The organism is Microvirga sp. 2TAF3, from assembly GCF_052114965.1.
In the GTDB taxonomy this organism is placed as follows: Bacteria; Pseudomonadota; Alphaproteobacteria; order Rhizobiales; family Beijerinckiaceae; genus Microvirga.
Genome location: NZ_JBFRFT010000014.1, coordinates 93,789 through 114,845, shown reverse-complemented (window position 1 = coordinate 114,845; position 21,057 = coordinate 93,789). Strand labels below are relative to the sequence as shown.

At 60.6% G+C, this 21,057-nt stretch carries 26 protein-coding genes, 1 tRNA gene and 1 pseudogene; 11 read left to right on the top strand and 17 right to left on the bottom strand.

What is annotated here, in order from left to right; translation table 11 throughout:
• The first annotated feature begins 498 nt into the window (after positions 1-498).
• Positions 499-966, top strand: a complete 468-nt coding sequence (locus tag AB4Y97_RS14835) for a cupin domain-containing protein (RefSeq protein ID WP_441999813.1) — start codon at positions 499-501, stop codon at positions 964-966.
• Between the two features lie 26 nt (positions 967-992).
• On the opposite strand, the gene AB4Y97_RS14830 is transcribed toward AB4Y97_RS14835, so the two are convergent.
• The 7 genes from AB4Y97_RS14830 to mnmA all read right to left on the bottom strand — a co-directional run bounded on the left by AB4Y97_RS14830 (position 993) and on the right by mnmA (position 5,387).
• Positions 993-1,619, bottom strand: a complete 627-nt coding sequence (locus AB4Y97_RS14830; RefSeq protein ID WP_441999812.1) for a class I SAM-dependent methyltransferase — start codon at positions 1,617-1,619, stop codon at positions 993-995.
• Between the two features lie 261 nt (positions 1,620-1,880).
• Positions 1,881-1,957 (bottom strand) — tRNA-Met (locus AB4Y97_RS14825).
• 571 nt (positions 1,958-2,528) lie between these two features.
• On the bottom strand, positions 2,529-2,747 hold the full coding sequence (locus AB4Y97_RS14820; RefSeq protein WP_441999811.1) for a hypothetical protein: 219 nt from the start codon (positions 2,745-2,747) through the stop codon (positions 2,529-2,531).
• A gap of 50 nt (positions 2,748-2,797) precedes the next feature.
• Entirely contained in the window at positions 2,798-3,016 is a 219-nt protein-coding gene (locus AB4Y97_RS14815) for a hypothetical protein (protein WP_441999810.1), read from the bottom strand.
• A 110-nt stretch (positions 3,017-3,126) separates the two neighbouring features.
• A complete protein-coding gene (locus tag AB4Y97_RS14810; RefSeq protein WP_441999809.1) occupies positions 3,127-3,336 on the bottom strand; it encodes a cold-shock protein in 210 nt (69 codons plus the stop codon).
• 232 nt (positions 3,337-3,568) lie between these two features.
• Complete coding sequence (locus AB4Y97_RS14805; protein ID WP_441999808.1) at positions 3,569-4,210, bottom strand: class I SAM-dependent methyltransferase; 642 nt, start codon at positions 4,208-4,210, stop codon at positions 3,569-3,571.
• A 22-nt stretch (positions 4,211-4,232) separates the two neighbouring features.
• Positions 4,233-5,387 carry a tRNA 2-thiouridine(34) synthase MnmA gene (gene mnmA, locus AB4Y97_RS14800; RefSeq protein WP_441999807.1) on the bottom strand — a complete coding sequence of 385 codons (1,155 nt, stop codon included), beginning with the start codon at positions 5,385-5,387 and terminating at the stop codon, positions 4,233-4,235.
• Positions 5,388-5,622: 235 nt separating this feature from the next.
• Between mnmA and sciP the strand changes: the two genes are divergently transcribed.
• Positions 5,623-5,898, top strand: coding sequence for a CtrA inhibitor SciP (gene sciP, locus AB4Y97_RS14795; RefSeq protein WP_109595385.1), 276 nt, complete (start codon positions 5,623-5,625; stop codon positions 5,896-5,898).
• Between the two features lie 274 nt (positions 5,899-6,172).
• A pseudogene (locus AB4Y97_RS14790) lies at positions 6,173-6,364 on the top strand (helix-turn-helix domain-containing protein); the annotation flags it as partial.
• A gap of 19 nt (positions 6,365-6,383) precedes the next feature.
• Here the strand turns inward: AB4Y97_RS14790 and AB4Y97_RS14785 are convergent.
• Entirely contained in the window at positions 6,384-7,211 is an 828-nt protein-coding gene (locus AB4Y97_RS14785) for a class I SAM-dependent methyltransferase (protein WP_441999806.1), read from the bottom strand.
• A 7-nt stretch (positions 7,212-7,218) separates the two neighbouring features.
• Positions 7,219-8,211 (bottom strand): lysylphosphatidylglycerol synthase domain-containing protein, encoded by a 993-nt coding sequence (locus tag AB4Y97_RS14780; RefSeq protein ID WP_441999805.1) that lies wholly within the window; start codon positions 8,209-8,211, stop codon positions 7,219-7,221.
• Positions 8,212-8,442: 231 nt separating this feature from the next.
• Here AB4Y97_RS14780 and AB4Y97_RS14775 point away from each other — a divergent pair, with 231 nt between their 5' ends.
• Positions 8,443-9,063: a GNAT family N-acetyltransferase gene (locus tag AB4Y97_RS14775; protein WP_441999804.1), complete on the top strand. Its 621-nt coding sequence runs from the start codon at positions 8,443-8,445 to the stop codon at positions 9,061-9,063.
• Positions 9,064-9,248: 185 nt separating this feature from the next.
• On the opposite strand, the gene fliJ is transcribed toward AB4Y97_RS14775, so the two are convergent.
• Complete coding sequence (fliJ, locus tag AB4Y97_RS14770; protein WP_441999803.1) at positions 9,249-9,665, bottom strand: flagellar export protein FliJ; 417 nt, start codon at positions 9,663-9,665, stop codon at positions 9,249-9,251.
• 517 nt (positions 9,666-10,182) lie between these two features.
• Here fliJ and ctrA point away from each other — a divergent pair.
• Together ctrA and AB4Y97_RS14760 are read left to right on the top strand one after the other, a co-directional pair.
• Positions 10,183-10,884: a response regulator transcription factor CtrA gene (gene ctrA / locus AB4Y97_RS14765; RefSeq protein WP_196272443.1), complete on the top strand. Its 702-nt coding sequence runs from the start codon at positions 10,183-10,185 to the stop codon at positions 10,882-10,884.
• Between the two features lie 90 nt (positions 10,885-10,974).
• Positions 10,975-11,412: an EamA family transporter gene (locus AB4Y97_RS14760; RefSeq protein WP_441999802.1), complete on the top strand. Its 438-nt coding sequence runs from the start codon at positions 10,975-10,977 to the stop codon at positions 11,410-11,412.
• Positions 11,413-11,438: 26 nt separating this feature from the next.
• Here AB4Y97_RS14760 and AB4Y97_RS14755 read toward each other — a convergent pair whose 3' ends face one another.
• On the bottom strand, positions 11,439-12,278 hold the full coding sequence (locus tag AB4Y97_RS14755) for an EamA family transporter (RefSeq protein WP_441999801.1): 840 nt from the start codon (positions 12,276-12,278) through the stop codon (positions 11,439-11,441).
• A 120-nt stretch (positions 12,279-12,398) separates the two neighbouring features.
• On the opposite strand from AB4Y97_RS14755, the gene AB4Y97_RS14750 reads away from it, so the two are divergent.
• Positions 12,399-13,295 carry a LysR substrate-binding domain-containing protein gene (locus AB4Y97_RS14750; RefSeq protein WP_441999800.1) on the top strand — a complete coding sequence of 299 codons (897 nt, stop codon included), beginning with the start codon at positions 12,399-12,401 and terminating at the stop codon, positions 13,293-13,295.
• 86 nt (positions 13,296-13,381) lie between these two features.
• Here the strand turns inward: AB4Y97_RS14750 and chpT are convergent, their stop codons facing one another.
• Complete coding sequence (gene chpT, locus AB4Y97_RS14745) at positions 13,382-14,023, bottom strand: histidine phosphotransferase ChpT (RefSeq protein ID WP_441999799.1); 642 nt, start codon at positions 14,021-14,023, stop codon at positions 13,382-13,384.
• Positions 14,024-14,217: 194 nt separating this feature from the next.
• Here chpT and AB4Y97_RS14740 point away from each other — a divergent pair, with 194 nt between their 5' ends.
• The 3 genes from AB4Y97_RS14740 (at position 14,218) to AB4Y97_RS14730 (ending at position 17,113) form a co-directional block, all read left to right on the top strand.
• Positions 14,218-15,018, top strand: a complete 801-nt coding sequence (locus AB4Y97_RS14740) for a 3'(2'),5'-bisphosphate nucleotidase CysQ family protein (RefSeq protein WP_441999798.1) — start codon at positions 14,218-14,220, stop codon at positions 15,016-15,018.
• 309 nt (positions 15,019-15,327) lie between these two features.
• Positions 15,328-15,927 carry a DUF1134 domain-containing protein gene (locus AB4Y97_RS14735; protein WP_441999797.1) on the top strand — a complete coding sequence of 200 codons (600 nt, stop codon included), beginning with the start codon at positions 15,328-15,330 and terminating at the stop codon, positions 15,925-15,927.
• Between the two features lie 109 nt (positions 15,928-16,036).
• Positions 16,037-17,113, top strand: a complete 1,077-nt coding sequence (locus AB4Y97_RS14730; protein ID WP_441999796.1) for a hypothetical protein — start codon at positions 16,037-16,039, stop codon at positions 17,111-17,113.
• A gap of 34 nt (positions 17,114-17,147) precedes the next feature.
• Here the strand turns inward: AB4Y97_RS14730 and AB4Y97_RS14725 are convergent, their stop codons facing one another.
• On the bottom strand, positions 17,148-17,474 hold the full coding sequence (locus AB4Y97_RS14725) for a hypothetical protein (RefSeq protein ID WP_441999795.1): 327 nt from the start codon (positions 17,472-17,474) through the stop codon (positions 17,148-17,150).
• Between the two features lie 160 nt (positions 17,475-17,634).
• A complete protein-coding gene (locus tag AB4Y97_RS14720) occupies positions 17,635-18,498 on the bottom strand; it encodes a D-amino-acid transaminase (protein ID WP_441999794.1) in 864 nt (287 codons plus the stop codon).
• A gap of 211 nt (positions 18,499-18,709) precedes the next feature.
• Between AB4Y97_RS14720 and AB4Y97_RS14715 the strand changes: the two genes are divergently transcribed.
• The gene (locus AB4Y97_RS14715; protein ID WP_441999793.1) at positions 18,710-19,228 is read left to right on the top strand and encodes a hypothetical protein; all 519 of its coding nucleotides are present in this window, start codon (positions 18,710-18,712) and stop codon (positions 19,226-19,228) included.
• A 17-nt stretch (positions 19,229-19,245) separates the two neighbouring features.
• Here the strand turns inward: AB4Y97_RS14715 and AB4Y97_RS14710 are convergent, their stop codons facing one another.
• The 3 genes from AB4Y97_RS14710 to AB4Y97_RS14700 form a co-directional block, all read right to left on the bottom strand.
• Complete coding sequence (locus tag AB4Y97_RS14710) at positions 19,246-19,557, bottom strand: SWIB/MDM2 domain-containing protein (protein ID WP_441999792.1); 312 nt, start codon at positions 19,555-19,557, stop codon at positions 19,246-19,248.
• Positions 19,558-19,739: 182 nt separating this feature from the next.
• Complete coding sequence (locus AB4Y97_RS14705) at positions 19,740-20,195, bottom strand: response regulator (RefSeq protein ID WP_441999791.1); 456 nt, start codon at positions 20,193-20,195, stop codon at positions 19,740-19,742.
• 411 nt (positions 20,196-20,606) lie between these two features.
• Positions 20,607-20,963, bottom strand: coding sequence for a response regulator (locus tag AB4Y97_RS14700; RefSeq protein WP_441999790.1), 357 nt, complete (start codon positions 20,961-20,963; stop codon positions 20,607-20,609).
• Positions 20,964-21,057 lie beyond the last annotated feature (94 nt).

Sequence of the window (21,057 nt, the reverse complement as noted above, 5' to 3'; positions counted from 1 at the left end):
TGAGGAAGGTCGCCGCGCTTACAGGCAACCAGAACACGCTCCCGCAGATCAGGCGAATAGGGCTGGGGCATGGCTTGCCTCCTGGGCCATCTCCCAGTCAACGCACAGATCACCCCAATGGATTCAAGCCCAGATCAAAAGCGCTTTAATCCGCAATGGCCGTTCACGCCCGCCAAGCAGCTTTCATCTTTTTGTTCTTCCTTGACAGGGTAGCCCAATAGGCAGAGCCTCTTCCCGCTGCCCTGATGGCAGTGCCCGATGCTTCGAAGATCGGCGCAGCCCTGAGGAAGGAGGTTCACCATGAAGCCACCTCCGAATCTTGCCGCGATGATTGCTGCGGCCCCCGGACGGACTTCAGCATAGCGGTTTCACGGACGGCGTGCCGAGAGTGGCCTCAGGAGCCACATCAGTAAGGCATGGTTCCACTTGGCCCTCCCGGCATGTGATTAGACTCATTTCATCCGAGCCAGAGTGTTTGCTATCAATAGGAGGTCGGCCATGCGCCCGCTGATGGTCGCAACTGCAATACTCCTTGCCACGACAGGCTCTCTGTTGGCGCAAGATCACACGGCAGGTCATGCCATGAGGGCCGACCAACTCCAGTGGATGCCAGCCCCAGCGGTTCTGCCCAAAGGAGCACAATTCACGGTCCTGTCAGGTGATCCCGGCCAAAGCGGCCCGTTCACGATCCGGTTGAAGGCACCTGCGGGCTATAGAATTCCCGCCCACAGCCACCCAACCGCTGAGCGGGTGACCGTCATATCGGGAGATTTCCACTTTGGCATGGGCGACAAGCTCGATGAAGCCAAAGCGGAGAAACTCGGGAGCGGCGGGTTCGTCGATCTCCCGGCCAAGATGAACCATTATGCCTTCATGAGCACGGAGAGCGTGGTACAGATCGACTCGGAAGGTCCCTTTGTCATCACCTATGTCAATCCGGCAGATGACCCGAGCAAATCCCAGTGAGACTGGATCACGCGAGAGAGAGAGCCTCAAGACTCGCATTGCTTCAAAAAGGTGCTGAATTGAAATTTCTGCACTGATCCCCAAGGCGTCGTGTGGTCATGCCGCCGTGTTGAGAGGAGCTTGAAACGCTTGCCAAGAACAGCTTGCAGGCTTTCAGCATCGTAACGAACAACGGGCAGGCCGCTGCACTTTTCCGGCCCGTCAGGGGCAAAGGTTCCGATGACGGCAGCCCCACCCGGCTTGAGCGCTGTCGACAGCACATCGACATAAGCATGCCGATCTTCCGGCAAGGTCAGGAAGTGAAAGGTAGCGCGGTCGTGCCAGAGATCATACTGACGATCGGGCATCCATGTGGTCACGTCAGAGACAATCCACGTCACGCGGTCAGGAGCGGCCAATCGGGCCTTGGCGATGTTGAGCGCGGTAGCGGACAGATCAAGCACGGTCACATGAACTTGGCCAGCCGCCACCAAAGCGTCCACTAATCGTGAGGCACCGCCGCCAATATCGATCACCGCAAGGCTCGGGTTCAAGCCCGCCTCCCGCAGCAGGCAAAGAGACAAATCGGGAGTGTTTTCAAACCAACTGACTTGGCTCTCACCCTTGGCCGAATAGATATTTTCCCAATGAGATCGGCGGTCGACGTCAGTCATGTCGCCACCTCCGGTCGGAAAATTTATAACAAATATTCTACTGGTGCATCGTGCGAAAAAGTGGACCCGGTTTTCCGCAGGGAACGATGCGCTGCTTATAGGGCTGAGTATCGGATCGATCCCAAAAATGGACCCGCTTTTGGGTCCGATGCTCTAGGTTCATAAACAGCCTTGAGGGAGGTTTCGCGCTCTGCAGGATGTTATCCCAGGCTGGCGAGGAAAAGCAAATTTAGTATTTATTTTAAATACTTGGCTGAAATTTGGTAGCGGAGGAGAGATTTGAACTCCCGACACAAGGATTATGATTCCTCTGCTCTGACCAACTGAGCTACTCCGCCCCAGGAACGGGGAAGCACCCCGCGTCAGGTAAGGCGCGATATAGGGAAGGTTTGCCCCCCCTGTCAAGGAAGAGTGTAAAGGTTCGGACGACTTGATCGCGCTTTAGAATGTGTCTCGTGCCGCAGGACGCCGACCGAGGCTTGCGGCAAGGCGGATCCGGTCGCCGTCAGGATCCCAGGCCAGGAACCGCTCTGTCCGGTCTCATTATCGTCCCTGCGGTACCGCTCTCCCTCCGGCGCCGTGAAGAGCGGCCGGGAGGCAACTTCGAGACACTTCAGTGTGCCGCTCGGATTGCCGGTCTGGATTTCGAAATTGATCCCGCATCCGAGAGGATGGTCCGGAGGGCCAGTAAGTCAGGCGCTGGCCTCCCTCTGTCGCGCTGCTCGGGTATGAAGAGAGGCGCCATCGCGGTCGATGAGACCGAATAGGTCACTAAAGCATCGGATGAGAGCATCGTGTGGCCGCAAAACCGAGTCCACTTTTGCGCACGACGCTCTAGTAACAGGTGCCCGCCGCCAGATCGGAGATCAGGCACTCCGGGATAAACCTTGCCCTGACCGATCGGTCAGGTCAGCCTTTCGGCTTCATGCGCCAGAGCTGGAAGCCTTCGGAAGAGATCGCCTGCTCGATGACCCGGCGTGAAAAGTTATGCGGCGGAGCCTGGCGGGATTGGAGCGTGCCGGTGAGGCCCCAGGGGCCGTACTTGGCCGGGAGCTTGCTGCCGGATTCATCGCCTGCAAAGGCGTGAAGGTCGTCCTTGGCCTGGGAGACGAACATGAAGATACGCATGAGACTGGCTTTCCGTATGAGATGATCGAAGGACTATGAGAAAATAGGGCTCAGCCCTCGAAAGTCAGCTCAACCGCCCGAGCGGCGACGCCGAACCGGTTGGCGAGGTGCCACTGCAGCTCACGCGCGGAATGATACATGTACGAGCAATCGAGGAGATGGCTGATCTCCCGGTTGTTCCCCGCGTCGCGGGCCCAGATCCGATCAAGCGTGAAGCCTGAGGTCCAATGGTCCCGCCCTACGGGCTTAGGAATGAAATGAAATTGCATTATGGCCTTCTTTTTCTTGATGCTTATTTTTGAATGACAGGGGATTTCGGCAAACCTCCTGCCAAGAGTATGACCCGCCAGGAGCCATGCGCGGTTGCGCGGGCTGGCGTTCAAGCTGCCTGAAGGTTGCCGGCAGATTGCTTGCCCGAGCGACGATCGGTTTCGATTTCGAAGCTGACCTTCTGGCCTTCGACAAGGCCGCGCATGCCAGCCCGTTCGAGAGCGGTCACATGGACAAACACGTCCTTGCCGCCATTATCCGGCTGGATGAAGCCATAGCCTTTGTGTTCATTGTAGAATTTTACGGTTCCTTGAAGCATTTTTCAGTTCTTTCAAAGCATGAGTGCGCATCAGGGAGCGCCGAAAGCACAACCCATCAGGTTCTTTCGATTTTTGGGAAGAAGACTGAACGTGCGCCCAGTAATACGAGGCGGTGGGGCCCAGGATCCGGCCAAACAACGACGCTTCTAATGTAGTCCTTGGTCAGGCAAATAGCAAGCGAGGCCGCTTTCAGGCGGCCCCGCATTTCTTGGTGCAACTTGTTTTTAGCCTTTAGACCCGCTTTCTAATCCGCATGAGCTTGAAGAAGCCTACCGGGAAAAGGGACCTCAGTTCGACGACTTCCATGCGCCCGGTGGTGCGTGCCCAGGCCTCGACCCGGGAGGCCTTGAAGGCCGAACTCCAGCCGATGGCCTTGGCGACGGGAGCTGCCAATTCCTCCAGGGTGGCGACAGGTCCGGAAGGCTGGCCCCAATGATTGGCCAACACGATTTCGCCGCCCGGTTTCAGCACGCGGGCGAATTCGGACAATGCCGTCTCCGGCTCCGGCACCAGGGTGATGATGAACTGTGCCGTGACCGCATCGAACATCTCGTCCGGAAAGTCGAGATGGGTCACGTCCATGACCCGCAGGCTCTTCACATGGGACAGCCCACGCTGTTCGACCTTGGCTTGCGCCCTGCGCAGCATGTCCTCGGAAAGATCGACTCCGTAGACTTCCGCCTGCCTCGGATAATAGCCGAGGGACAGACCCGTGCCGACACCAGCCTCCAGCACGCGCGGACCGCAAGCCACGGCGGCGTTCACGGCGGCGCGGGCGGCGGGTTCTGTCAGCTTGTCGTAGACGACGTCGTAAATCGGGGCCCAACGCGAATAAGCCTTGCGCATCAGGGCCGTGGTCGGTCCATCCGTCATGGAGATCCCTTAAGTGGAAGCCTCAGGCAGCGGCGGGTGCGGCTTCGGCTGTCGTGCGAGCGATAGTGCCTCCGCCAAGCACACGTGCCCGGGGAGTATCATTCTCATACATGACACAAGCTTGACCGGGAGACACCCCGTCTTCCGCCGATAACAGCTCGACAATTGCGCCGGTTCCGTCGGACCGCAGGATGGCAGGACGCGGCTCGCGGGTGGAGCGCACGCGCACGGCAACTTCCACGCCATTCTCGTTCAGGCTCTCCAGGGGGAAATCTCCGAGCCAGTTCACATCCGTGATCCGGATCCGGCGGGTCGCCAGCGCCTCGCGGGGACCGACCACCACACGGGCCTCCTTGGCATCGAGCCGGACCACATAGAGCGGCTCGCCGGTGGAGAGGCCGAGCCCCTTCCGCTGCCCGATCGTGTAATGGATGATGCCCTCGTGCCGCCCGAGCACGCGACCGTCCACATGGACGATCTCGCCGCCATGGACAGCACCGGGCTTCAGGCGCTCGATCACATCGCTGTAGCGCCCCTGGGTAACGAAGCAGATATCCTGGCTGTCGGCCTTCTCCGCGACGGTGAGGCCGAACTCGCGAGCAAGCGCCCGCGTCTCGTCCTTCGGCAACTCGCCCAGCGGGAAGCGCAGGAGGCTCAGCTGCTCAGGGGTCGTAGCATAGAGGAAATAGCTCTGGTCCCTGTCGGGATCGGCCGCCCTGTGGAGCGCGCGGCGCCCATCCGGCAGGGCGCGGCTCGCCACATAATGGCCGGTGGCGAGGATATCCGCCCCCAGCTCCCTTGCGGTCTCCAGGAGGTCGCGGAACTTGATGGAGCGGTTGCATTCCACGCAGGGAATCGGGGTCTCGCCCGCCAGATAGCTCTGGGTGAAGCGGTCGATTACGGCCTCGCGGAAGCGGGCCTCGTAATCGAGCACGTAATGGGGAATGCCGATGGCTTCCGCGACGCGGCGAGCATCGTAGATATCCTGGCCGGCGCAGCAGGCCCCCTTCCGATGCGCGGCGGCGCCGTGATCGTAAAGCTGGAGCGTGATGCCGAGCACATCGTAGCCCTCCCGCTTGAGCAGGGCTGCGACGACGGAAGAATCCACGCCGCCGGACATGGCGACGACGACACGCGTCTTGGACGGGTCGCGGGGGAGATCAAGAGAGTTGAGCATCGTTCCATCCAGAGGCGCCGTTCAAGGCGGCGCACGGGAGTGGCCAAAGCTCTTCTATAGCGATTGCCGCATCAATGTTCCAGAGCGCCCGCAAGCCTGAAACGCGACGGTTGATTAACCATTATGGCGAAACCGGGGCACATTTGTGTCCGCCCGCCTGCGCTTAGGAAAACATTAAGCCCCATCGCGTAATTTCGCTTTTGACGAGGTCGTTGAATTTTTGTGTGAGCGTATCATGACCGAACCCCACCGCCCGAGGGTCAAATATGTCATCGGGCCCGATGGCAGTCCTCTGACGATTGCCGATCTACCGCCTTCCAGCACGCGACGCTGGGTCATTCGCCGTAAAGCAGAGGTTGTTGCCGCTGTTCGCGGCGGTCTTCTCAGCCTCGAAGAGGCCTGTCAGCGCTATACGCTGACGACGGAGGAATTCCTGAGCTGGCAATTGTCCATCGACCAGCATGGACTGGCCGGCCTGCGCACTACGCGCATCCAGCATTACCGCCAGTAATCCAAGGCGGAACATCTCGAAAAGGCGCGGTTTTCCGAAAAACCGCGCCTTTTCCTTTTTAAGCCTCGACGAGAAAAGCGCCAGGTCCTTCCTCCCGTTAAGCTATTTCTAACCATACTTGGACAATGGTCCTGCACTCTTCAGTGCCAGACAGGTCCGAAACGTGCCTCAAGCTCTCGAATTCTCGACCCAGCCCCTCCCCGCTCAGGCAGCTTTCATGAACGCGGCTTCGGATGGTTCGGGCGCGGAGCGGAAAGCATCGCGGATCATCCATATCGGCCAAACGGTCGCCGACGTGGAGCGCCACCTCATTCTCGATACGCTGGAATATTGCCAGGGCAACAGAACCCACGCAGCCCGAATCCTCGGCATCTCCATCCGGACCCTGCGCAACAAGCTCAACGAATACATGGATGCCGGAATCGCGGTGCCAGAACCAGGGCAGACACGCCCCGCCGCGCTCTGAACTCCGTTTGGCCCCTGAATCAGCGCTTTCTGAGCCAGAGGCTCGTTTCGTGCGCACCAGGTTCCAACGGTAATTCCGAGAGAATGCCGCCTATCGACCCGGAAAGCATGGCTCGGGCGACGAAATGGCTCGCAAAAACCAGCTCGTAGGCTCCACCCTGCAAAAGGGCGCCGACCAGAAGCTGCTCGTTATAAGCCCGCCAACCCCACGCCTCCGGATAGGCATCCGGCAGGGTGATATCGTGGACGTGAACCAGAGTGCCGCTGGCAAGACGCGGCAGGATATCCAGGAAAAGCCGGTCAACATCGGTGCCGGGCATGGCGATATGGCTGGAATCGATGAACAGAATATCCCCCGCCTCCAGCGCCTCGAAAGCTGAAGGCGCGGCGTCGCGCAACAGGACCGGATCGTGGTCCACATCAAGCAGCGTCAGGGCAGCACGGGGAGCCGGATCGATGCAGGCGATGCGTGTCGGCAGCCCTCCATCCTGGACGGCACGGGCCAAGAAACGGGTCGAATGGCCGGATCCGATCTCGACGATCCGTCGCGGCTTTTCCCGACGCACGATGGCATAGGCTGCCGCTGCGTCGAGGCGGGGAAACCAATCCTGATCGAACCGGGCGGGCCCTCCCCCCTTCGCAATGATACGCAGGCTCTCGGCATAGGTTTCGAGAATCTCGAGGATTGCCGCGAAACGAGGCCTTGCTGCCTCGAAGAGAGGCCGAAGGGCCGGATAATCGGAGGCTAGCACACTCTCCGCATAGCGATAGGGAATGAAGAAACCGCGCGGCTTCAGGCCGAGCAACGTCGAGAAGCCGAACCCGAGCCGCCGCCAGAAGACCGACATGTCACGATCAGACCAGCGGCAACGGACCATCGCCAGGCCCTATGCGCCCCCGCCACGCCTGGGCGAGACGCGCCCGCTCGAAAAGCAGAACGACGATGAGAGAAAGGGCGAAGGGGATCAGCAGATAGAACACCCGGAACACGATCAGCGCCGCCAGCACATCCGCCTTCGGAATATCCGGCATCGCCGTCAGGAAGACGAGCTCGAACACGCCGAGTCCACCTGGAGCATGACTGACCAGGGCGGCCGAGAACGAGGCGAGAAAAACCGCCAGCACGACGACGAAGCTGGGCTCGAGATGCGACGGAAGGACGAAATAGATGATGCCGGCGGCCCCCAGCAGCTCCAGCGGCGCGGCAAGCAGCTGGCGCCATAGGATCGCCGGCCGGGGATATTCGAGCTTGGCCTTGCGGATGACGAGCGGGGGAAGATGGAGGATCGACCCCGCCACGTACAAGGCGACGAAACCGAGAAGGATGAAGCCGACGATCCGCGCGGTGGCCGGGTTGGTCAGGGCGCTGGGCAGAAGGTCTTCCAGGCGGTGCAAAAGGGTCGGATCGAGAGTCAGCACGACGCCGCCGAGCAGGATGGTGCCAAGACCGAAAGTGAAGGAGCATAGAGCCACCAGCACGGCGATCTGGGCAGCGCTCAACCCTTTCGAGGAATAGGCCCGGTAACGGACGACAGCGCCGGAGAAGACCGAAGCGCCGATATTGTGCGAGAGCGCATAGGTCGTGAAGGAGGTAACGGACACGAACAGCCAGGAGATATGGCGGACCCCCAGATGCAGGAGGGCGATCCGGTCATACCAGGCCAGGGCGCCATAGGCGACAAGGGTGGACAGGCCTGCCAGGGCATAACGGTGAGGCGGCACGGCCTTGAGACTGCCCCAGACATCCTCGAGGGAAAGCCCGCGAAGTTCGCGATAGAGAAGCCAACCGGAAACGCCAACCGCCAACAGCCCGATCAAGGGCCAGATGAACTCACGCACATTTTTCATAGAAGCGGATGGCTCCTTCGCACTTTCTCTTGTGTGCCCTACAAGTCCCATATCCCGCAAGGGGGGAGTCGGTCGCAGCGGAGGGACATTTAAGCCCGTGCCGCCCGGCCTGGATGCAGATGCTCCAACCGATGGCCCGGCTGCCGCGGAGATTCGATCGCCCGTTGCCCTTGCGCCTGGCTCGTGACAGATCGTTCTTCCTCGAGTCCAATGCCCGGAGGTCGACGATTGATGACGGCAAAATCCCCGGTAGAATTGAACCTGGACGGCTATACAGATCTGCCGCCGGGAAAGATCGCCGCCGTCGTGACATATCTTCACATGCACCGGCCGCCGGTCTTGCCCGACGCGAAGATGCCGGAAGGCTGGTCCCTCGAACGGCTTTCGGGCGATCTCTTGCGCTATCGCTCGCTCTACCGCCGCATTGGCGAGCCTTGGCTCTGGTTCAGCCGGATCGTGATGCCGGACGAAGAGCTGACAGAAATCCTCGGCGACCCGAAGGTCGAGCCCTATGCCTTGAACGACGGCGCGGCCGATATCGGCCTGCTCGAGATCGACTTCCGGCCGGAGGGCGAAGCGGAACTATCGTTCCTCGGCCTCGTGCCTGGAACCATCGGACGGGGTGCGGGGCGCTTCCTCGTGAACGAGGCTATCCGCCGTGCTTTCGAGAAGCCGGTGACGCGGTTCTTCGTCCACACCTGCTCGCTCGATCACCCGTCTGCCCTGTCGTTCTATCGGCGCGCCGGGTTCGAACCTTACAAGCGCGCCATCGAGGTGTCGGACGATCCGCGACTTCTCGGCCGACTCCCTCTCGAAGCAGGACCTCACGTTCCCGTCCTCGGGGCGCTCTGAACGCGTCGTAATGTCGAAAGCAAAAAAGCGCACCAATGCGGCGCGCCTTTGCATGTCTCGGAGGCAGAAGCTTCTAGAGCATCGTGCGCAAAAGTGGCCCCGGTTTTGCGGTCACCCGATGCTCTCACCAAAAGGGAAAGCATCGGATGATCCTAAAAGTGGAAGCCACTTTTAGGTCCGAGGCTTTAGGCGGAAGCGCGCATGGCGCGGGATTGTCCGAGCTGGCTGATGGCAGCGTGCTCGCGAACCGCATCCGACGTCCGCTCGGTGGAGCGTTCGCGATCTTCCAGGCTTTCGGCCTTCTTCAATTCCTCGAAAGCTTCACCGAGCTCGGCCTTCGCATCGTCGAGCTGACCATGAAGGTTCTGCGCCGACTGACGAAGGTTGTCGCGCCGCTGCGCCGCGGCGCGGGCATAGGTCGGATAGGCGAAGTGGTTCGGATCGGAGATCCCGGCCTTCTGCTCCTCCACCGCAATTTCCCGATCGAGATCAACCGCCATGCGGTCGAATTCGGCGATCATCATCTCGATCTGCGCAACCCTCCGACGTTTCTCGTCGACCTGAAAGCGCTTGAGGCGGATGAGCGTATCCCGCGACTTCATCTTGATTGAACTCCACACGTCGCTGTTTCACGTGCCCCGCGGATCGCTCAGTTACCCGCCAGACAGGATTCACCATCCTCCATGGAAGTTGATCGTTCCTTACCGACGAGGCCGAAATTTTCGAAAGATGCCCCTGGAAGCAAGGGCGTAGGGTCGGCGACCTATCCACAGGCCGGCCTCATCAACCTTTCGTTTACCGAATTCGTTAACACTGGCTCCGTCACGGCTGCGTCCCTCGGGGCCCGGAGCCGGATGGGGACTAGAAGCCTCAAAAAACAAAGCTTTTCGATAGTGCGGCGCGGTTGGGAATGGTGAGTCAAAAACCACACGGTGGCAGCTTCAAACGACAGATTGGCGACGCCATGTCGTTAAGCGCTTGCAAGTCCGAATCAGGGTTTGTTAACCATTCTGAACTAGCGTTTCGAATCAGTTCAAAAGGGCATTCGCCACAGGCCCTGTGGTGGATGGGCAGCCATCGGCTGGTCAGTGGCCCAAGGGCAAGGGCTGGGGAATAAACATGCGCGTACTTCTCATCGAAGACGACAGCGCAACTGCGCAGAGCATCGAGCTGATGCTGAAATCCGAGAATTTCAACGTCTATGCGACGGATCTCGGCGAAGAGGGCGTCGACCTCGGCAAGCTCTACGACTACGACATCATCCTTCTCGACCTGAACCTCCCCGACATGTCGGGTTATGAAGTTCTGCGCACCCTGCGCGTCGCGAAGGTAAAGACTCCGATCCTGATCCTCTCCGGCATGGCCGGCACCGATGACAAGGTGAAGGGTCTCGGCTTCGGCGCCGACGATTACCTGACGAAGCCCTTCCACAAGGACGAGCTGGTCGCCCGCATTCATGCGATCGTGCGCCGCTCGAAAGGGCATGCGCAGTCGGTCATCACCACCGGTGATCTGGTCGTCAATCTCGACACGAAGACGGTCGAGGTCGGCGGAGCCCGCGTGCACCTGACGGGCAAGGAATACCAGATGCTGGAGCTCCTCTCCTTGCGTAAGGGCACGACCCTGACGAAGGAGATGTTCCTCAACCATCTCTATGGCGGCATGGACGAGCCGGAACTGAAGATCATCGACGTCTTCATCTGCAAGCTCCGCAAGAAGCTGGCCAATGCCTCGCAGGGCAAGAACTACATCGAGACCGTCTGGGGCCGTGGCTACGTGCTGCGCGAGCCGAACGAAGCGGAAGAGCGCATCGCGGTCTAAAGCGCGGCAATCACCACCTCTCGAAAAGCCCGGTCACGCAGCCGGGCTTTTTTGTTATTCTGTCCGCTGCGCCAGACTGGAGAACCCCTCATGAAATCAGTCATCGTCTCATGGCAGTTCTGGGCCCTTCTCTCGGCCGCCTTCGCAGCCCTGACGGCAATCTTCGCCAAGGTCGGCGTCGAGAACGTCAATTCGGATTTCGCCACGTTCATCCGCACCGTCGTCATCGTGCTGGTGCTCGGCGGCATCCTGATCGGGACGCAGCAATGGCAAGCGTTGGATTCGGTCTCGGGACGGACCTATGCCTTCCTGCTCCTGTCGGGCCTTGCCACCGGCGCTTCATGGCTCTGCTATTTCCGCGCTCTCAAGCTCGGAGATGCCGCGCGAGTCGCCCCGATCGACAAACTGAGCGTCGTCCTCGTTGCGATCTTCGGCGTTCTCTTCCTCGGCGAACGTCTGTCGGGGCTGAACTGGGCGGGCATCGCGCTGATCGCAGCGGGAGCCGTGCTGGTGGCCTATAAGGCGTGATGCCGCTTCAAGCGCTGACGATCATTCTAAACACGCATCAGAACGACGCCGCAGGCGATCATGCAGGCCGCGAAGATGCGGCTTGGCCCTGCCCGCTCCTTGAGAAACAGGATGGCGATCAGCATGGCGAACAACACGCTCGTTTCGCGTAAGGCCGCAACGAGGGCGATGGGTGCCTTCGTGAAAGCCCAGACCGCAATCCAATAGGAGGCGAGGGACATGCCGCCTGCGGTCAATCCGCTGCGCCAGGCCGGCGTCAGGCGCATGAATGCCATCGGCCCGCGTGTCGCCAAAGCGTAGGCGCAGGTGAACAGGCCATCGGCGATGGTCAGCAGGATGATGAAGCCGGATGCGGAGCCCGAAAGCCTTGCCCCGATACCGTCGATGAGCGTGTAAGAGGCTGTGCAAGCTGCAGTGGCGAGGGCGAAGCCGAAAGCCTTCGGCGGCATCCGCCCGACCACCCCTCCCTTCAACGACATGAGGCAGACCCCGAGCCCGATGGAGAGGATCGCGAGGACCTTCGTTAACGTCGTCACCTCGCCCAGAAAGAGCGCGCCGACGAGGGCTACGATCAGCGGAGCCGTGCCCCGGGCGAGCGGATAAACCTGGGACAGGTCCCCATGCTCATAGGCTTTGATCAACGTGAGCTTGTAGCAGGCATGAATCAGCGCCGAGGTCAGAAGCCACGGCAAGGCCGCCGGAGCCGGAAAGGGAAAGAAAGGAAGCAGAACGAGGCATATGCCTGCCCCTGACAGGGACAGCAGCAGGATGGACGAATATCGGTCGAGCCCGACCTTCACCAGCGCGTTCCACCCCGCATGCATCGAAGCTGCGGCAAGGACGGCGACAAAAACGACAGGCTCCACTTCATCCTCCCAAATTGCGGCAAGCAGCCTTGTTCAAGGTCCTGCCGATGTGCCCTTGTGTCACTCAATAAGCCGGCTGATAATCGAGATCATCTGACGAATAATGTGCATTTTTCTCACATGGCAAAGCGCCGTCTTCCCTCCCTGAATGCCCTCGTCGCCTTCGAGGCGGCAGCCCGCCTCGGGCGCATGACCCTTGCGGCCGATGAACTCGCCGTGACTCACGGAGCCGTCAGCCGGCATGTGCGGCATTTGGAGGACGTGCTGGGGATCCGTCTCTTCGAGGGACCCAAGAATGCATTGCGGCTCACGGAAGCCGGACGGACCCTGCTCTCTCATCTCACCTCGAGCCTCGACAGTATCGAGGCGGGCGTACGCGCCGTTGCGGATGAGGAAGAGGGCGCGCTCGACGTGTCCTGCACGGGCACCTTCAGCATGCGTTGGCTGATTCCCCGGCTCTACCGCTTTCAGGAAGAGCATCAGGGAATCGAGGTCCGGCTTTCAGCGTCCTATGCGCCCATCGATTTCGCCCGCGAGCGCTACGAGGTGGCCATAAGGCTGGCCGACCACACCTTGCCGCCGGACGCGCCGGTCACGCCCCTGTTTGCGGAATCCGTCGGTCCCGTCCTCTCCCCGACCCTCGCGGCGCGTCTCGATCTGAAGCGACCGCAGGACCTCGAACGCGCTCCCCTGCTCCACACCATCACCCGCCGGTACGCCTGGGAAGACTGGGCGGCCCGGGCCGCGGACTGGCAGGCGCCTGACCTTCCCGGGACGGAATACGAGCATTTTTACTACATGCTCGAGGCCGCGACGGGAGGGCTCGGAGCTTGCATCGCGCCCTGGCAGCTCGTGATCGACGATATCCGGGCGCAACGCCTCGTCGCCCCTTTCGGCTTCGCGCCGAGTGGGATGGACTATGTCGCGGTCCGCCGTCCCCGGCGTAACCGCAAGGCCGAAGTCTTCTGCACGTGGCTCGCGCAGGAAGCCCGGAAGACGCCAGAGCCTGTTTCATGAACCAGAATTCATGAAACAGGCTCCAGCCTTTTGAAAGAACGCATTTTCTTTCGCAAAACCGGAAATCCACTTTTGCGGAAAATGCTCTAGACCGTCGTAGCCCGGATCGTCACCTCGTCGCCCTCGATGCTGAAGGCGATCGACATGCCGGCGGCGCGGGCCACCATGCCAGCGTAATAGACCTGGATGCCGTGCGCATCGACGGTGCCGCTCTCGGAATCACCGGCCAGCAGCGCCTCCGCATGGGCCGGGATGCGGGCATTGAGCCCCTTCGACTTGATGATGAATTCGCACTTCTCGGCATCGCCCGAGACATTGGCCGAGATCGAGCCGCCGCGCGGAATGGCGCTGATGGCGATCATGACCAGATTGAGGAGCAGCTTGACCCGGTTCTTGGGGAACAGCAGGCGAGGCGCCGACCAAGCGAAGGAGATCTTGTCGTCCTGGAACAGTCCGCGCGCCACGTGTTCCGCATCGCCAAGATCGATGGAGGCTCCGGCCGACCCGGCCGCGCCGAAAGCAAGACGCGCGAACTGGAGGCGGGCGGAGGCCTGCTTCGCGCTCTTCTCGATGAGTTCGAGCGCAAATTCCCGCATGGAAGTGTCGCTGTCGTCCTCAAGAACCTCGAGCCCGTTCACGATGGCGCCGACGGGCGAGATCACGTCATGGCAGACGCGGGAGCAGAGAAGAGCGGCGAGATCGAGCGAATCGAGGGAAATCGTGGCCATAAGGGCTCCGGAATGACCGTGAACTCGGTCCTATGCTGGCAAAATCGGGTTTTGATCCGCCTAGCGTAACCGATAACAGGAAAGAGAACGTGAACCCGGATACCCGGCAATGAGTTCTTTGAAAAGCGGGCAAAGGAATCGACAGGCCCCGCGCAAACGGGCACAAAGCCATGATGAGGCTTGATGACCACGATATGGACGCCGTTGCACGAGAACTCGCGCAGATCGCCCTAGAGGCCGGGCGGGTTCTGCGCCGGATGGAATGCGCGCTGATCGAGAAGCGCATCAAGGACGATGGAACGCCGACCACGTTGGCCGATCTGGCCGCCGAAGAACTCATCATCAAACGCCTGAACGAGACTTGGACAGGTGTGCCCGTCGTGGCGGAGGAGACGGCGAGCGGCGTCGGCACGGACGATTACTTCTTCCTCGTCGATCCTCTCGACGGTACGGGCGATTTCATTCATGGGACGGGCGAATACAGCGTCAACATCGCTCTGATCCGCGACAACCGGCCGGTTGCCGCCGTCGTAGCGGCTCCCGCCATGGGGACCGTCTGGATCGCGGGGGAAACGGCACAGGTCGGAACGATTCCGGACGAGCCGGGCAGCGAGATCGTCTGGCGACCGGTCGAGGTCAGAACTGCTCCGGAGCAGGACCTGATCGCCCTCGTCAGCCGCCGCCATGGCGATCATGCCACGGAGATATGCCTCTCCACCCTTTCCATCGGCACAAGGCGCATGACGTCGTCGGCTCTGAAATTCTGCCTGATCGCATCAGGCGAGGCCGATATCTATGTCCGCTGCGGGCCGACCATGGAGTGGGACACGGCGGCCGGCGACCATATCCTCTGCCGCGCAGGAGGCCGTGTCATCGGCCCGGGAGGCTCGGCCCTCACTTATGGCCACAAGGACCGGGACTATCGCAATGGGCCCTTCGCCGCTCTGGGAGACGTGACCCTGGCGCCTCGCCTGGCATTGCCCGTCGCCTGTTAGGGCGGTCAGCCCAGCAGGCTGCGGAGATCCCCAAGGCTTTTGATCCTGAAAGGCACGCCTTCGGCTTCCGGCCATCGGGCCTGGATACCTGCAAACTCGCTTGCTTGCTTGTAGAGACGGCCTTGGTCGCTGCCCCAGCGTCAATAAAAAGCGGCGCGTACAGAGATTGTTAGGGTTGATGGCCTTAAAAAAGACCGTCGGCCCAGTCCAGGGCTGGCTTTTCCTGGACGGATCCTGGGCAAAGTGCCGGATTTTTCCCTTTCATGCCGGAGCCTTGCTGCTTCGGCGTCTCATGCGAGGAGATGGCCTATGCGCTCGCGATACATATTTCTTGCGGCAGCGGCTCTTGCTGCTCTTGTTAGTGCGCTTCCCGTGGGTGCTTCGGCCCAGCCAGTGCGATCGAACTATGCCGCTCCCGGCGCGTCGGACGCTTACAACTCAAACGATCTGGTTCAGTCGGGCCACCAGTTCTTCGGCTCGGCCTCCCGCGGGCTTGCTCTTGCCGTAGAAGAGGCTGTGCGGCGCTGGGGCGAGCCGAACGGCTACATTCTCGGCCAAGAAGCGTCCGGCGCCTTCTTCGGCGGCCTGCGCTATGGCGAAGGCAAGCTCTTCACCCGCAACGCGGGCGAGCGGCGTATTTTCTGGCAAGGCCCCTCGCTCGGCTTCGATGTAGGCGGCGAAGGCGCCCGCACGATGATGCTCGTCTACAACCTGCCGGCCATGAACGCCCTTTACCGGCGCTTCGTGGGCGTCGACGGCTCCGCCTATCTGGTCGGCGGCTTCGGCATCTCGGCGGCCAAGGCGGATGAGATGGTGGTCGTGCCGATCCGCACGGGCGTCGGCGCCCGGCTCGGGGTCAATATGGGATATCTCAAGTTCACGCCCGAGCCGACCTGGAATCCCTTCTAAGCTGCACTACAACCGGCTGTCTGGGACCATCAGGCCCTGGAAAGCTGCGCAGGCACAGGGCAAGGTGCTTGAGCGTTTCAGGTCAGGCACCTTGGAGTTTTAAGTCCGCGTGGTCGAAACAATCATGATCTTCGCGTTGGGTTTCCTTGCGGCAACCCTGATCGCGCTTCTTATCATCCCAGCCATCAACAGCCGTGCGGAGCGCCTGGCGCGCCGCCGGATGGAAGCGCTCTTTCCCCTGTCGATTTCGGAACTGACGGCGGAAAAGGATCATCTGCGTGCGGAATTCGCCGTTCTACAGCGGCGGATCGAGCGCAAGGCCGAGGAGGCGCAGGCGGTCAAGCATCAGAGCATGGAAGAGCTCGGACGGCGCGCCGTCCGAATCCAGGATCTCGAAGATACCCTCGTCGAGCGCGACCGGACCATCGCCAAGCTGGAGGCCGACCTGGTCGCGACGCAGGATAAGCTTGCCGCGACGGAGGAGGCACTCGCGCAGACCCGAACTACGCTCTCCGGATCTCGCGAGACCCTGTCCACTCTCGAAAACGCTCATCGCGCGACTCTGAACGAGTTGTCCAACATTCGCCGGGAACTCGACCAGGCTCAAGGAGAACTGACCCGAACCAGGGCCGGCCTTCTGCGAGCCGAAGACAGATTGGCGGAGCGTGACGCGGCTTATAGCGATGCCGATGGACGCCTGACGGCGGCTTTGAGCGAACTCGACGTCAAGCGGATCACGATCTCCGATCTCGAAACACGCCTGATGACCCAGACTGCTCGCGGCAACGATTTCGAACGGGCCGTGAGCGAGCGCCACAGCGAATTGACCGACGAGCGCAAACGTCTTGCCGAACTCGCGAAAAATCTCACCGCCGAACAGGAACGCGGCCTTATTCTCGAACAGCGCATCCGCGAGATCGAAACTGAGAAGGACGAGAAAGCCATGGAGGTCGCAGCGCTTACCATCCGGCTTGATGCGCTCACTGAAGACGTGAAGGCAGCCCAAGCCTCCGCAAAGGATGCATCGACCGCAGGCGACGACGAATCCAGGCAGGATGGTGACGTCCAGAATCTTCAGGCCCAGAACGAGGAACTGCGTCGTCGCATCTCCGAACTGGCCCATGAGATTATGGCGGATGGAAAAAGCCAGCCCGCGAAAGCGTCTCGGCGCAAGCGGACCGGCTGAAGACGATTCTCAAAAAGCCGAAGGCGTCCGGCTCCTATTTCGGTTGCACACTCTGATTGCCGCCGGGACTTCCTGGCGGCGGAATGACGGGGGTCGTACCAGGATTGGGAACCGGTGCGGGAACAGTCATCTCCGGCGTGCTTGTGGCAGGCGGGCGAATGACACCGTTACTTTTCTCCAGCTTGTCGCTCAAGGTTTCCGTCGAACCCGTTTCCGCGGGGTCTTTCGGTTTCATCTTCTCGGCCGGCATCTCCTGCGGTGCAGGCATGTTCGGCGCCTGTGGCGGCAGCACGGGAGCCTGGGCGGAAGCACCCGTGACGCCACTCGCCATCATCGCGGCGAGGATAAGCAATCGCTTCATGAGTCCGCTCCTTTCGGGGGCAACGGACAGCAGAAGGAGCGGTTCCGCAAAAATGCGGCAGCGTCTCTCGTGAATTCGCATCCACGGAAAACGCTCTCTCGTTTCAATCAAACGTATTTACTTTCGCAAAAGTCAAAAGTTCACTTTTGCGAAAACGGTTCTATTCCGCCGCGATGGCTGGCTCGCTGGCCATTTGCAGATAAAGTTGACGCAATTTCTGCGTGATCGGACCGGGCTTTCCGTTACCGATGGCTCGGCCATCGATGGAAACGATCGGAACGACGAAATTCGATGCACTCGTCAGGAAAGCCTCAGCGGCATCATAGGCTTCCTCGACAGTGAAGCGGCGCTCCTCCAGCACGATGCCGTCCTGCTTCGACAGGCGCAGCAGGGACTGGCGGGTGATACCCGGCAGGATGGCGTTCGAGAGCGGACGCACGACGATGTTGCCAGCCTTCGTGACGATGAAAGCGCTCGACGAGCCACCTTCGGTCACGAAGCCATCCTCCACCATCCACGCTTCCTGCGCGCCGGCTTCCTTCGCTGCCTGCTTGGCGAGAACCTGCGCGAGCAGCGAGACGGATTTGATATCGCGTCTCTCCCAACGCTGATCCGGCACGGTGATGACGGCAATCCCGTTCCTTGCCGCCGGCGCATCGGCGATCGACTTGGTCTGGGTGAACATCACGATGGTCGGTGCCACGTTCTGCGGAAAGAAGAAATCGCGCTCCGCCACGCCGCGTGTGATCTGCAGATAAAGGAAGCCCTCGTTCATGCCGTTGCGATGGACGAGTTCTTCCTCGAGCTTCGTCCATTCCGCGCGCGAATAGGGATTATCGATCCGGATCTCCCGCATGGACCGTTCTAGGCGCTCCAGATGGGCCTCGTTGTCTACGAGTCGCCCGTTCAACACGCCGACGCCTTCATAAATGCCGTCGGCGAAGAGAAAGCCGCGATCCATGATCGGTATCTTGGCCTCTTCGGAGGGCAGGAACGAACCATTCAGGAAAACGATACGGGACATGGAAACCTCGACAGCGATGAGCCGATCACCCCTGGCCCCGGCAGGTGAGGAACCTACTTAACCGACTCAAGAACACCGGCAGCATTAAGCGATCACGGCGATAGGTACTCACAATATGAAATGGACGCCACATCTCATTTCAGCGTTTCTCCCTATTCTTGCGGCGGCCATGCCAGGGGGCGCCGCAGCGCAACCGGTACAATCCTGGTTCGTGGAACAAGGATACGTTTCCCCGTCGAACGGACACATCATCGCCTGTCATGGCTATGGCTGCGCGCGCCGAACCGCCCTTGCGATGGACGCGTCCTGGCTCAGTCGGGCGAGCGTGCTTCTGAAGGCGGGCCGAAGCTCGCCCGATGCGGAGCGGCACGCATTGAGCGAGGTCGTGAAGCTCTATACGGCTTATCTCGCAGCCCAGTTCGGCGGCGCACCGGATGCGCCCCGCTCACCGCCCGGATTGTCCGGTCAGAACGGCCAGATGGATTGCGTCGACGAGACCGCCAACACCACGAGCCTGCTCCTGGTGCTGCAGGATCAGGGCTTTCTCGTTCATCATGAGGTGGAGCGTCCGCAATCGCGCGGCCTGTTCATCGACGGGCGTTATCCGCACATGACGGCGATCATCGCGGAGAAGAGGACCGGCAGCGAATGGGTCGTAGACCCCTGGGCCAAAGCGCCGGGGCAAGAGCCGGATATCCTGCCGCTCTCGCAATGGCGGCAGGATTCCTGACTTTCAAGGAAGCTGACTTATTTCAGGTGCTGGGCGAGGTGCTTGTTCATTTCGAACATCGTCACCTTGCTCTTGCCGAAGATCGGCTGAAGCTTGGCGTCCGCCAGAATCTCGCGCTTGTTCTCGGGATTCTGCAGATTGTGCTTCTTGATGTACTCCCACATCTTGCTCACCACCTCGCCGCGGGGCAGTGGGTTGGAACCCACCACGGCCGCCAGCTCCTTGGACGGCTGCAAGGGTTGCTGAAGAGCGTTGGGCTTGGCTCCGGCCGCTTTTTTAGCCGCAGGCTTCTTCGCACCGGCTTTTCCGTCTGTGGTCTTGGTCGGCATGGATTCCTCCGAGGATGGATAAAGAGCCCCCTCCCTGCCGCGAAAAGGCCTGTGAAGGGTCCATCGGCCTGGACCTGGGCCGGAAACGCCAAGGGGTTCCTCGAACCCGGGCGCCGGTCAGGTGGCCAATGCTGCCAGAGCTTATGTTTGCTCTGCCCTATCAGCAAGACCGTTTTACGGGATCAGGCGGTTTTGGGGAAAGGCACAACCTTTGCCGCCAAATCGCCCGAGGAATTGGGATTTCGGGAAATCGGATGAGTTCGCCGGGTACGTTCCGCAGCGGAATGTACATGGGAGACAATAGCCTCGTTCGGGCAGGGTTTGGCGAGGAAAGCGGCCCCGGGAGGAAGGTCTCCGCGAGCAGGCCATTGCCGCCCCGACATGATCAGGATTTCGATCCCAGGCCATCGCTCATAGACTCGTAAGGCGAGCTCGAAACCGTTGCATCCCAAGGGCATATCGACATCCGTCAACATAACGTTGACGGGCAGTCCAGCCTCCAGGATCGTCAGGGCCTCGGTGGCATTGGCGGCCTCGACCACTTTGAAACCTACTTCTTCCAGAAGCTCTGCGACGAAGAGGCGGATAAGGGGCTCGTCTTCGACCAAAAGAACTGTGGACTGATCCTCGGTCATCATTCCTGAACTCGCGATACGACGCTGACCAACGTGAAAAGCGCGGCTTAGTTCCCTTAATTCAGGGAAAAATCAATTTCTAACCTTCGTCTTTAGTTGAATAAGGTGTCGCCCCCGCTCTGCGGGATAAAATTCCAGCCCGATTCACGGGACCTCACGCGGGGAAAAGACCTTTCCATTACCTCTCGTGATCAAGCCGCGCGGATTCCAGCCCTGCCGCCTTTGTCTCACCGCTCGATATGCCGGGTGGACCCTTCCGAGGCTCTGGTCCCGAGCCAGCTCCAAACTCCGCCCAGGCCAGAAACTCCGCCCAGGCCAGACACTTTCCAACGAGGTGTTGACCACTTCGGATCCAAGGTGGAAGGCCCCTGCACGAACCGACCAATGGCATCGCGGCTCCCACCACGGCTCAAGTCATGAGCAGATTGCGGGATCGGGCGCGACCTCCTCTACCGAACGCAGGATCGCCAGCGCCTCGAATGGTTTGGGAATGAAGGAGGCCCATCCAAGTGAAGGAGGTACGTCCTTCGGATGCGACGCAGATACGAATGCGAAAGGAACATGCCGCTCCAAAAGCTCCGCAGCGATGCCGAAACTCTTGCCCCCGACCACATCGACGTCGAGCAAGGCATAGTCGAAACCATCCTCGAGATGGTCCCGGGCTTCGTCGAGAGAACTGTAAATGCCGATGATCTCATGTCCCTTGTCTTCAAGGATCGCCTGTAAATCCAAGGCAATGAATGGATCATCCTCTAAAATCAGAATACGCACACCCGACTCCATCAAAACGATCAATTCCAGGAATCACGATCTGGCAATCGCGAACCGCTTAGGTCAACGCAACTTTATTCTTGCGAACGCAGAG

Excerpts from the sequence above, each read along its gene's own strand:
- chpT (WP_441999799.1), bottom strand. The coding sequence starts at position 14,023 with ATGGCCACGATTTCCCTCGATTCGCTCGATCTCGCCGCTCTTCTCTGC.
- AB4Y97_RS14725 (WP_441999795.1), bottom strand. The coding sequence starts at position 17,474 with ATGAAGCGATTGCTTATCCTCGCCGCGATGATGGCGAGTGGCGTCACG.
- AB4Y97_RS14820 (WP_441999811.1), bottom strand. The coding sequence starts at position 2,747 with ATGCGTATCTTCATGTTCGTCTCCCAGGCCAAGGACGACCTTCACGCC.
- sciP (WP_109595385.1), top strand. The coding sequence starts at position 5,623 with ATGACCGAACCCCACCGCCCGAGGGTCAAATATGTCATCGGGCCCGAT.
- AB4Y97_RS14780 (WP_441999805.1), bottom strand. The coding sequence starts at position 8,211 with ATGAAAAATGTGCGTGAGTTCATCTGGCCCTTGATCGGGCTGTTGGCG.
- AB4Y97_RS14785 (WP_441999806.1), bottom strand. The coding sequence starts at position 7,211 with ATGTCGGTCTTCTGGCGGCGGCTCGGGTTCGGCTTCTCGACGTTGCTC.
- AB4Y97_RS14760 (WP_441999802.1), top strand. The coding sequence starts at position 10,975 with ATGAAATCAGTCATCGTCTCATGGCAGTTCTGGGCCCTTCTCTCGGCC.
- AB4Y97_RS14830 (WP_441999812.1), bottom strand. The coding sequence starts at position 1,619 with ATGACTGACGTCGACCGCCGATCTCATTGGGAAAATATCTATTCGGCC.
- ctrA (WP_196272443.1), top strand. The coding sequence starts at position 10,183 with ATGCGCGTACTTCTCATCGAAGACGACAGCGCAACTGCGCAGAGCATC.
- fliJ (WP_441999803.1), bottom strand. The coding sequence starts at position 9,665 with ATGAAGTCGCGGGATACGCTCATCCGCCTCAAGCGCTTTCAGGTCGAC.
- AB4Y97_RS14735 (WP_441999797.1), top strand. The coding sequence starts at position 15,328 with ATGCGCTCGCGATACATATTTCTTGCGGCAGCGGCTCTTGCTGCTCTT.
- AB4Y97_RS14815 (WP_441999810.1), bottom strand. The coding sequence starts at position 3,016 with ATGCAATTTCATTTCATTCCTAAGCCCGTAGGGCGGGACCATTGGACC.
- AB4Y97_RS14740 (WP_441999798.1), top strand. The coding sequence starts at position 14,218 with ATGGACGCCGTTGCACGAGAACTCGCGCAGATCGCCCTAGAGGCCGGG.
- AB4Y97_RS14835 (WP_441999813.1), top strand. The coding sequence starts at position 499 with ATGCGCCCGCTGATGGTCGCAACTGCAATACTCCTTGCCACGACAGGC.
- AB4Y97_RS14775 (WP_441999804.1), top strand. The coding sequence starts at position 8,443 with ATGACGGCAAAATCCCCGGTAGAATTGAACCTGGACGGCTATACAGAT.
- AB4Y97_RS14805 (WP_441999808.1), bottom strand. The coding sequence starts at position 4,210 with ATGACGGATGGACCGACCACGGCCCTGATGCGCAAGGCTTATTCGCGT.
- AB4Y97_RS14750 (WP_441999800.1), top strand. The coding sequence starts at position 12,399 with ATGGCAAAGCGCCGTCTTCCCTCCCTGAATGCCCTCGTCGCCTTCGAG.
- AB4Y97_RS14720 (WP_441999794.1), bottom strand. The coding sequence starts at position 18,498 with ATGTCCCGTATCGTTTTCCTGAATGGTTCGTTCCTGCCCTCCGAAGAG.
- AB4Y97_RS14710 (WP_441999792.1), bottom strand. The coding sequence starts at position 19,557 with ATGCCGACCAAGACCACAGACGGAAAAGCCGGTGCGAAGAAGCCTGCG.
- AB4Y97_RS14810 (WP_441999809.1), bottom strand. The coding sequence starts at position 3,336 with ATGCTTCAAGGAACCGTAAAATTCTACAATGAACACAAAGGCTATGGC.
- mnmA (WP_441999807.1), bottom strand. The coding sequence starts at position 5,387 with ATGCTCAACTCTCTTGATCTCCCCCGCGACCCGTCCAAGACGCGTGTC.
- AB4Y97_RS14705 (WP_441999791.1), bottom strand. The coding sequence starts at position 20,195 with ATGATGACCGAGGATCAGTCCACAGTTCTTTTGGTCGAAGACGAGCCC.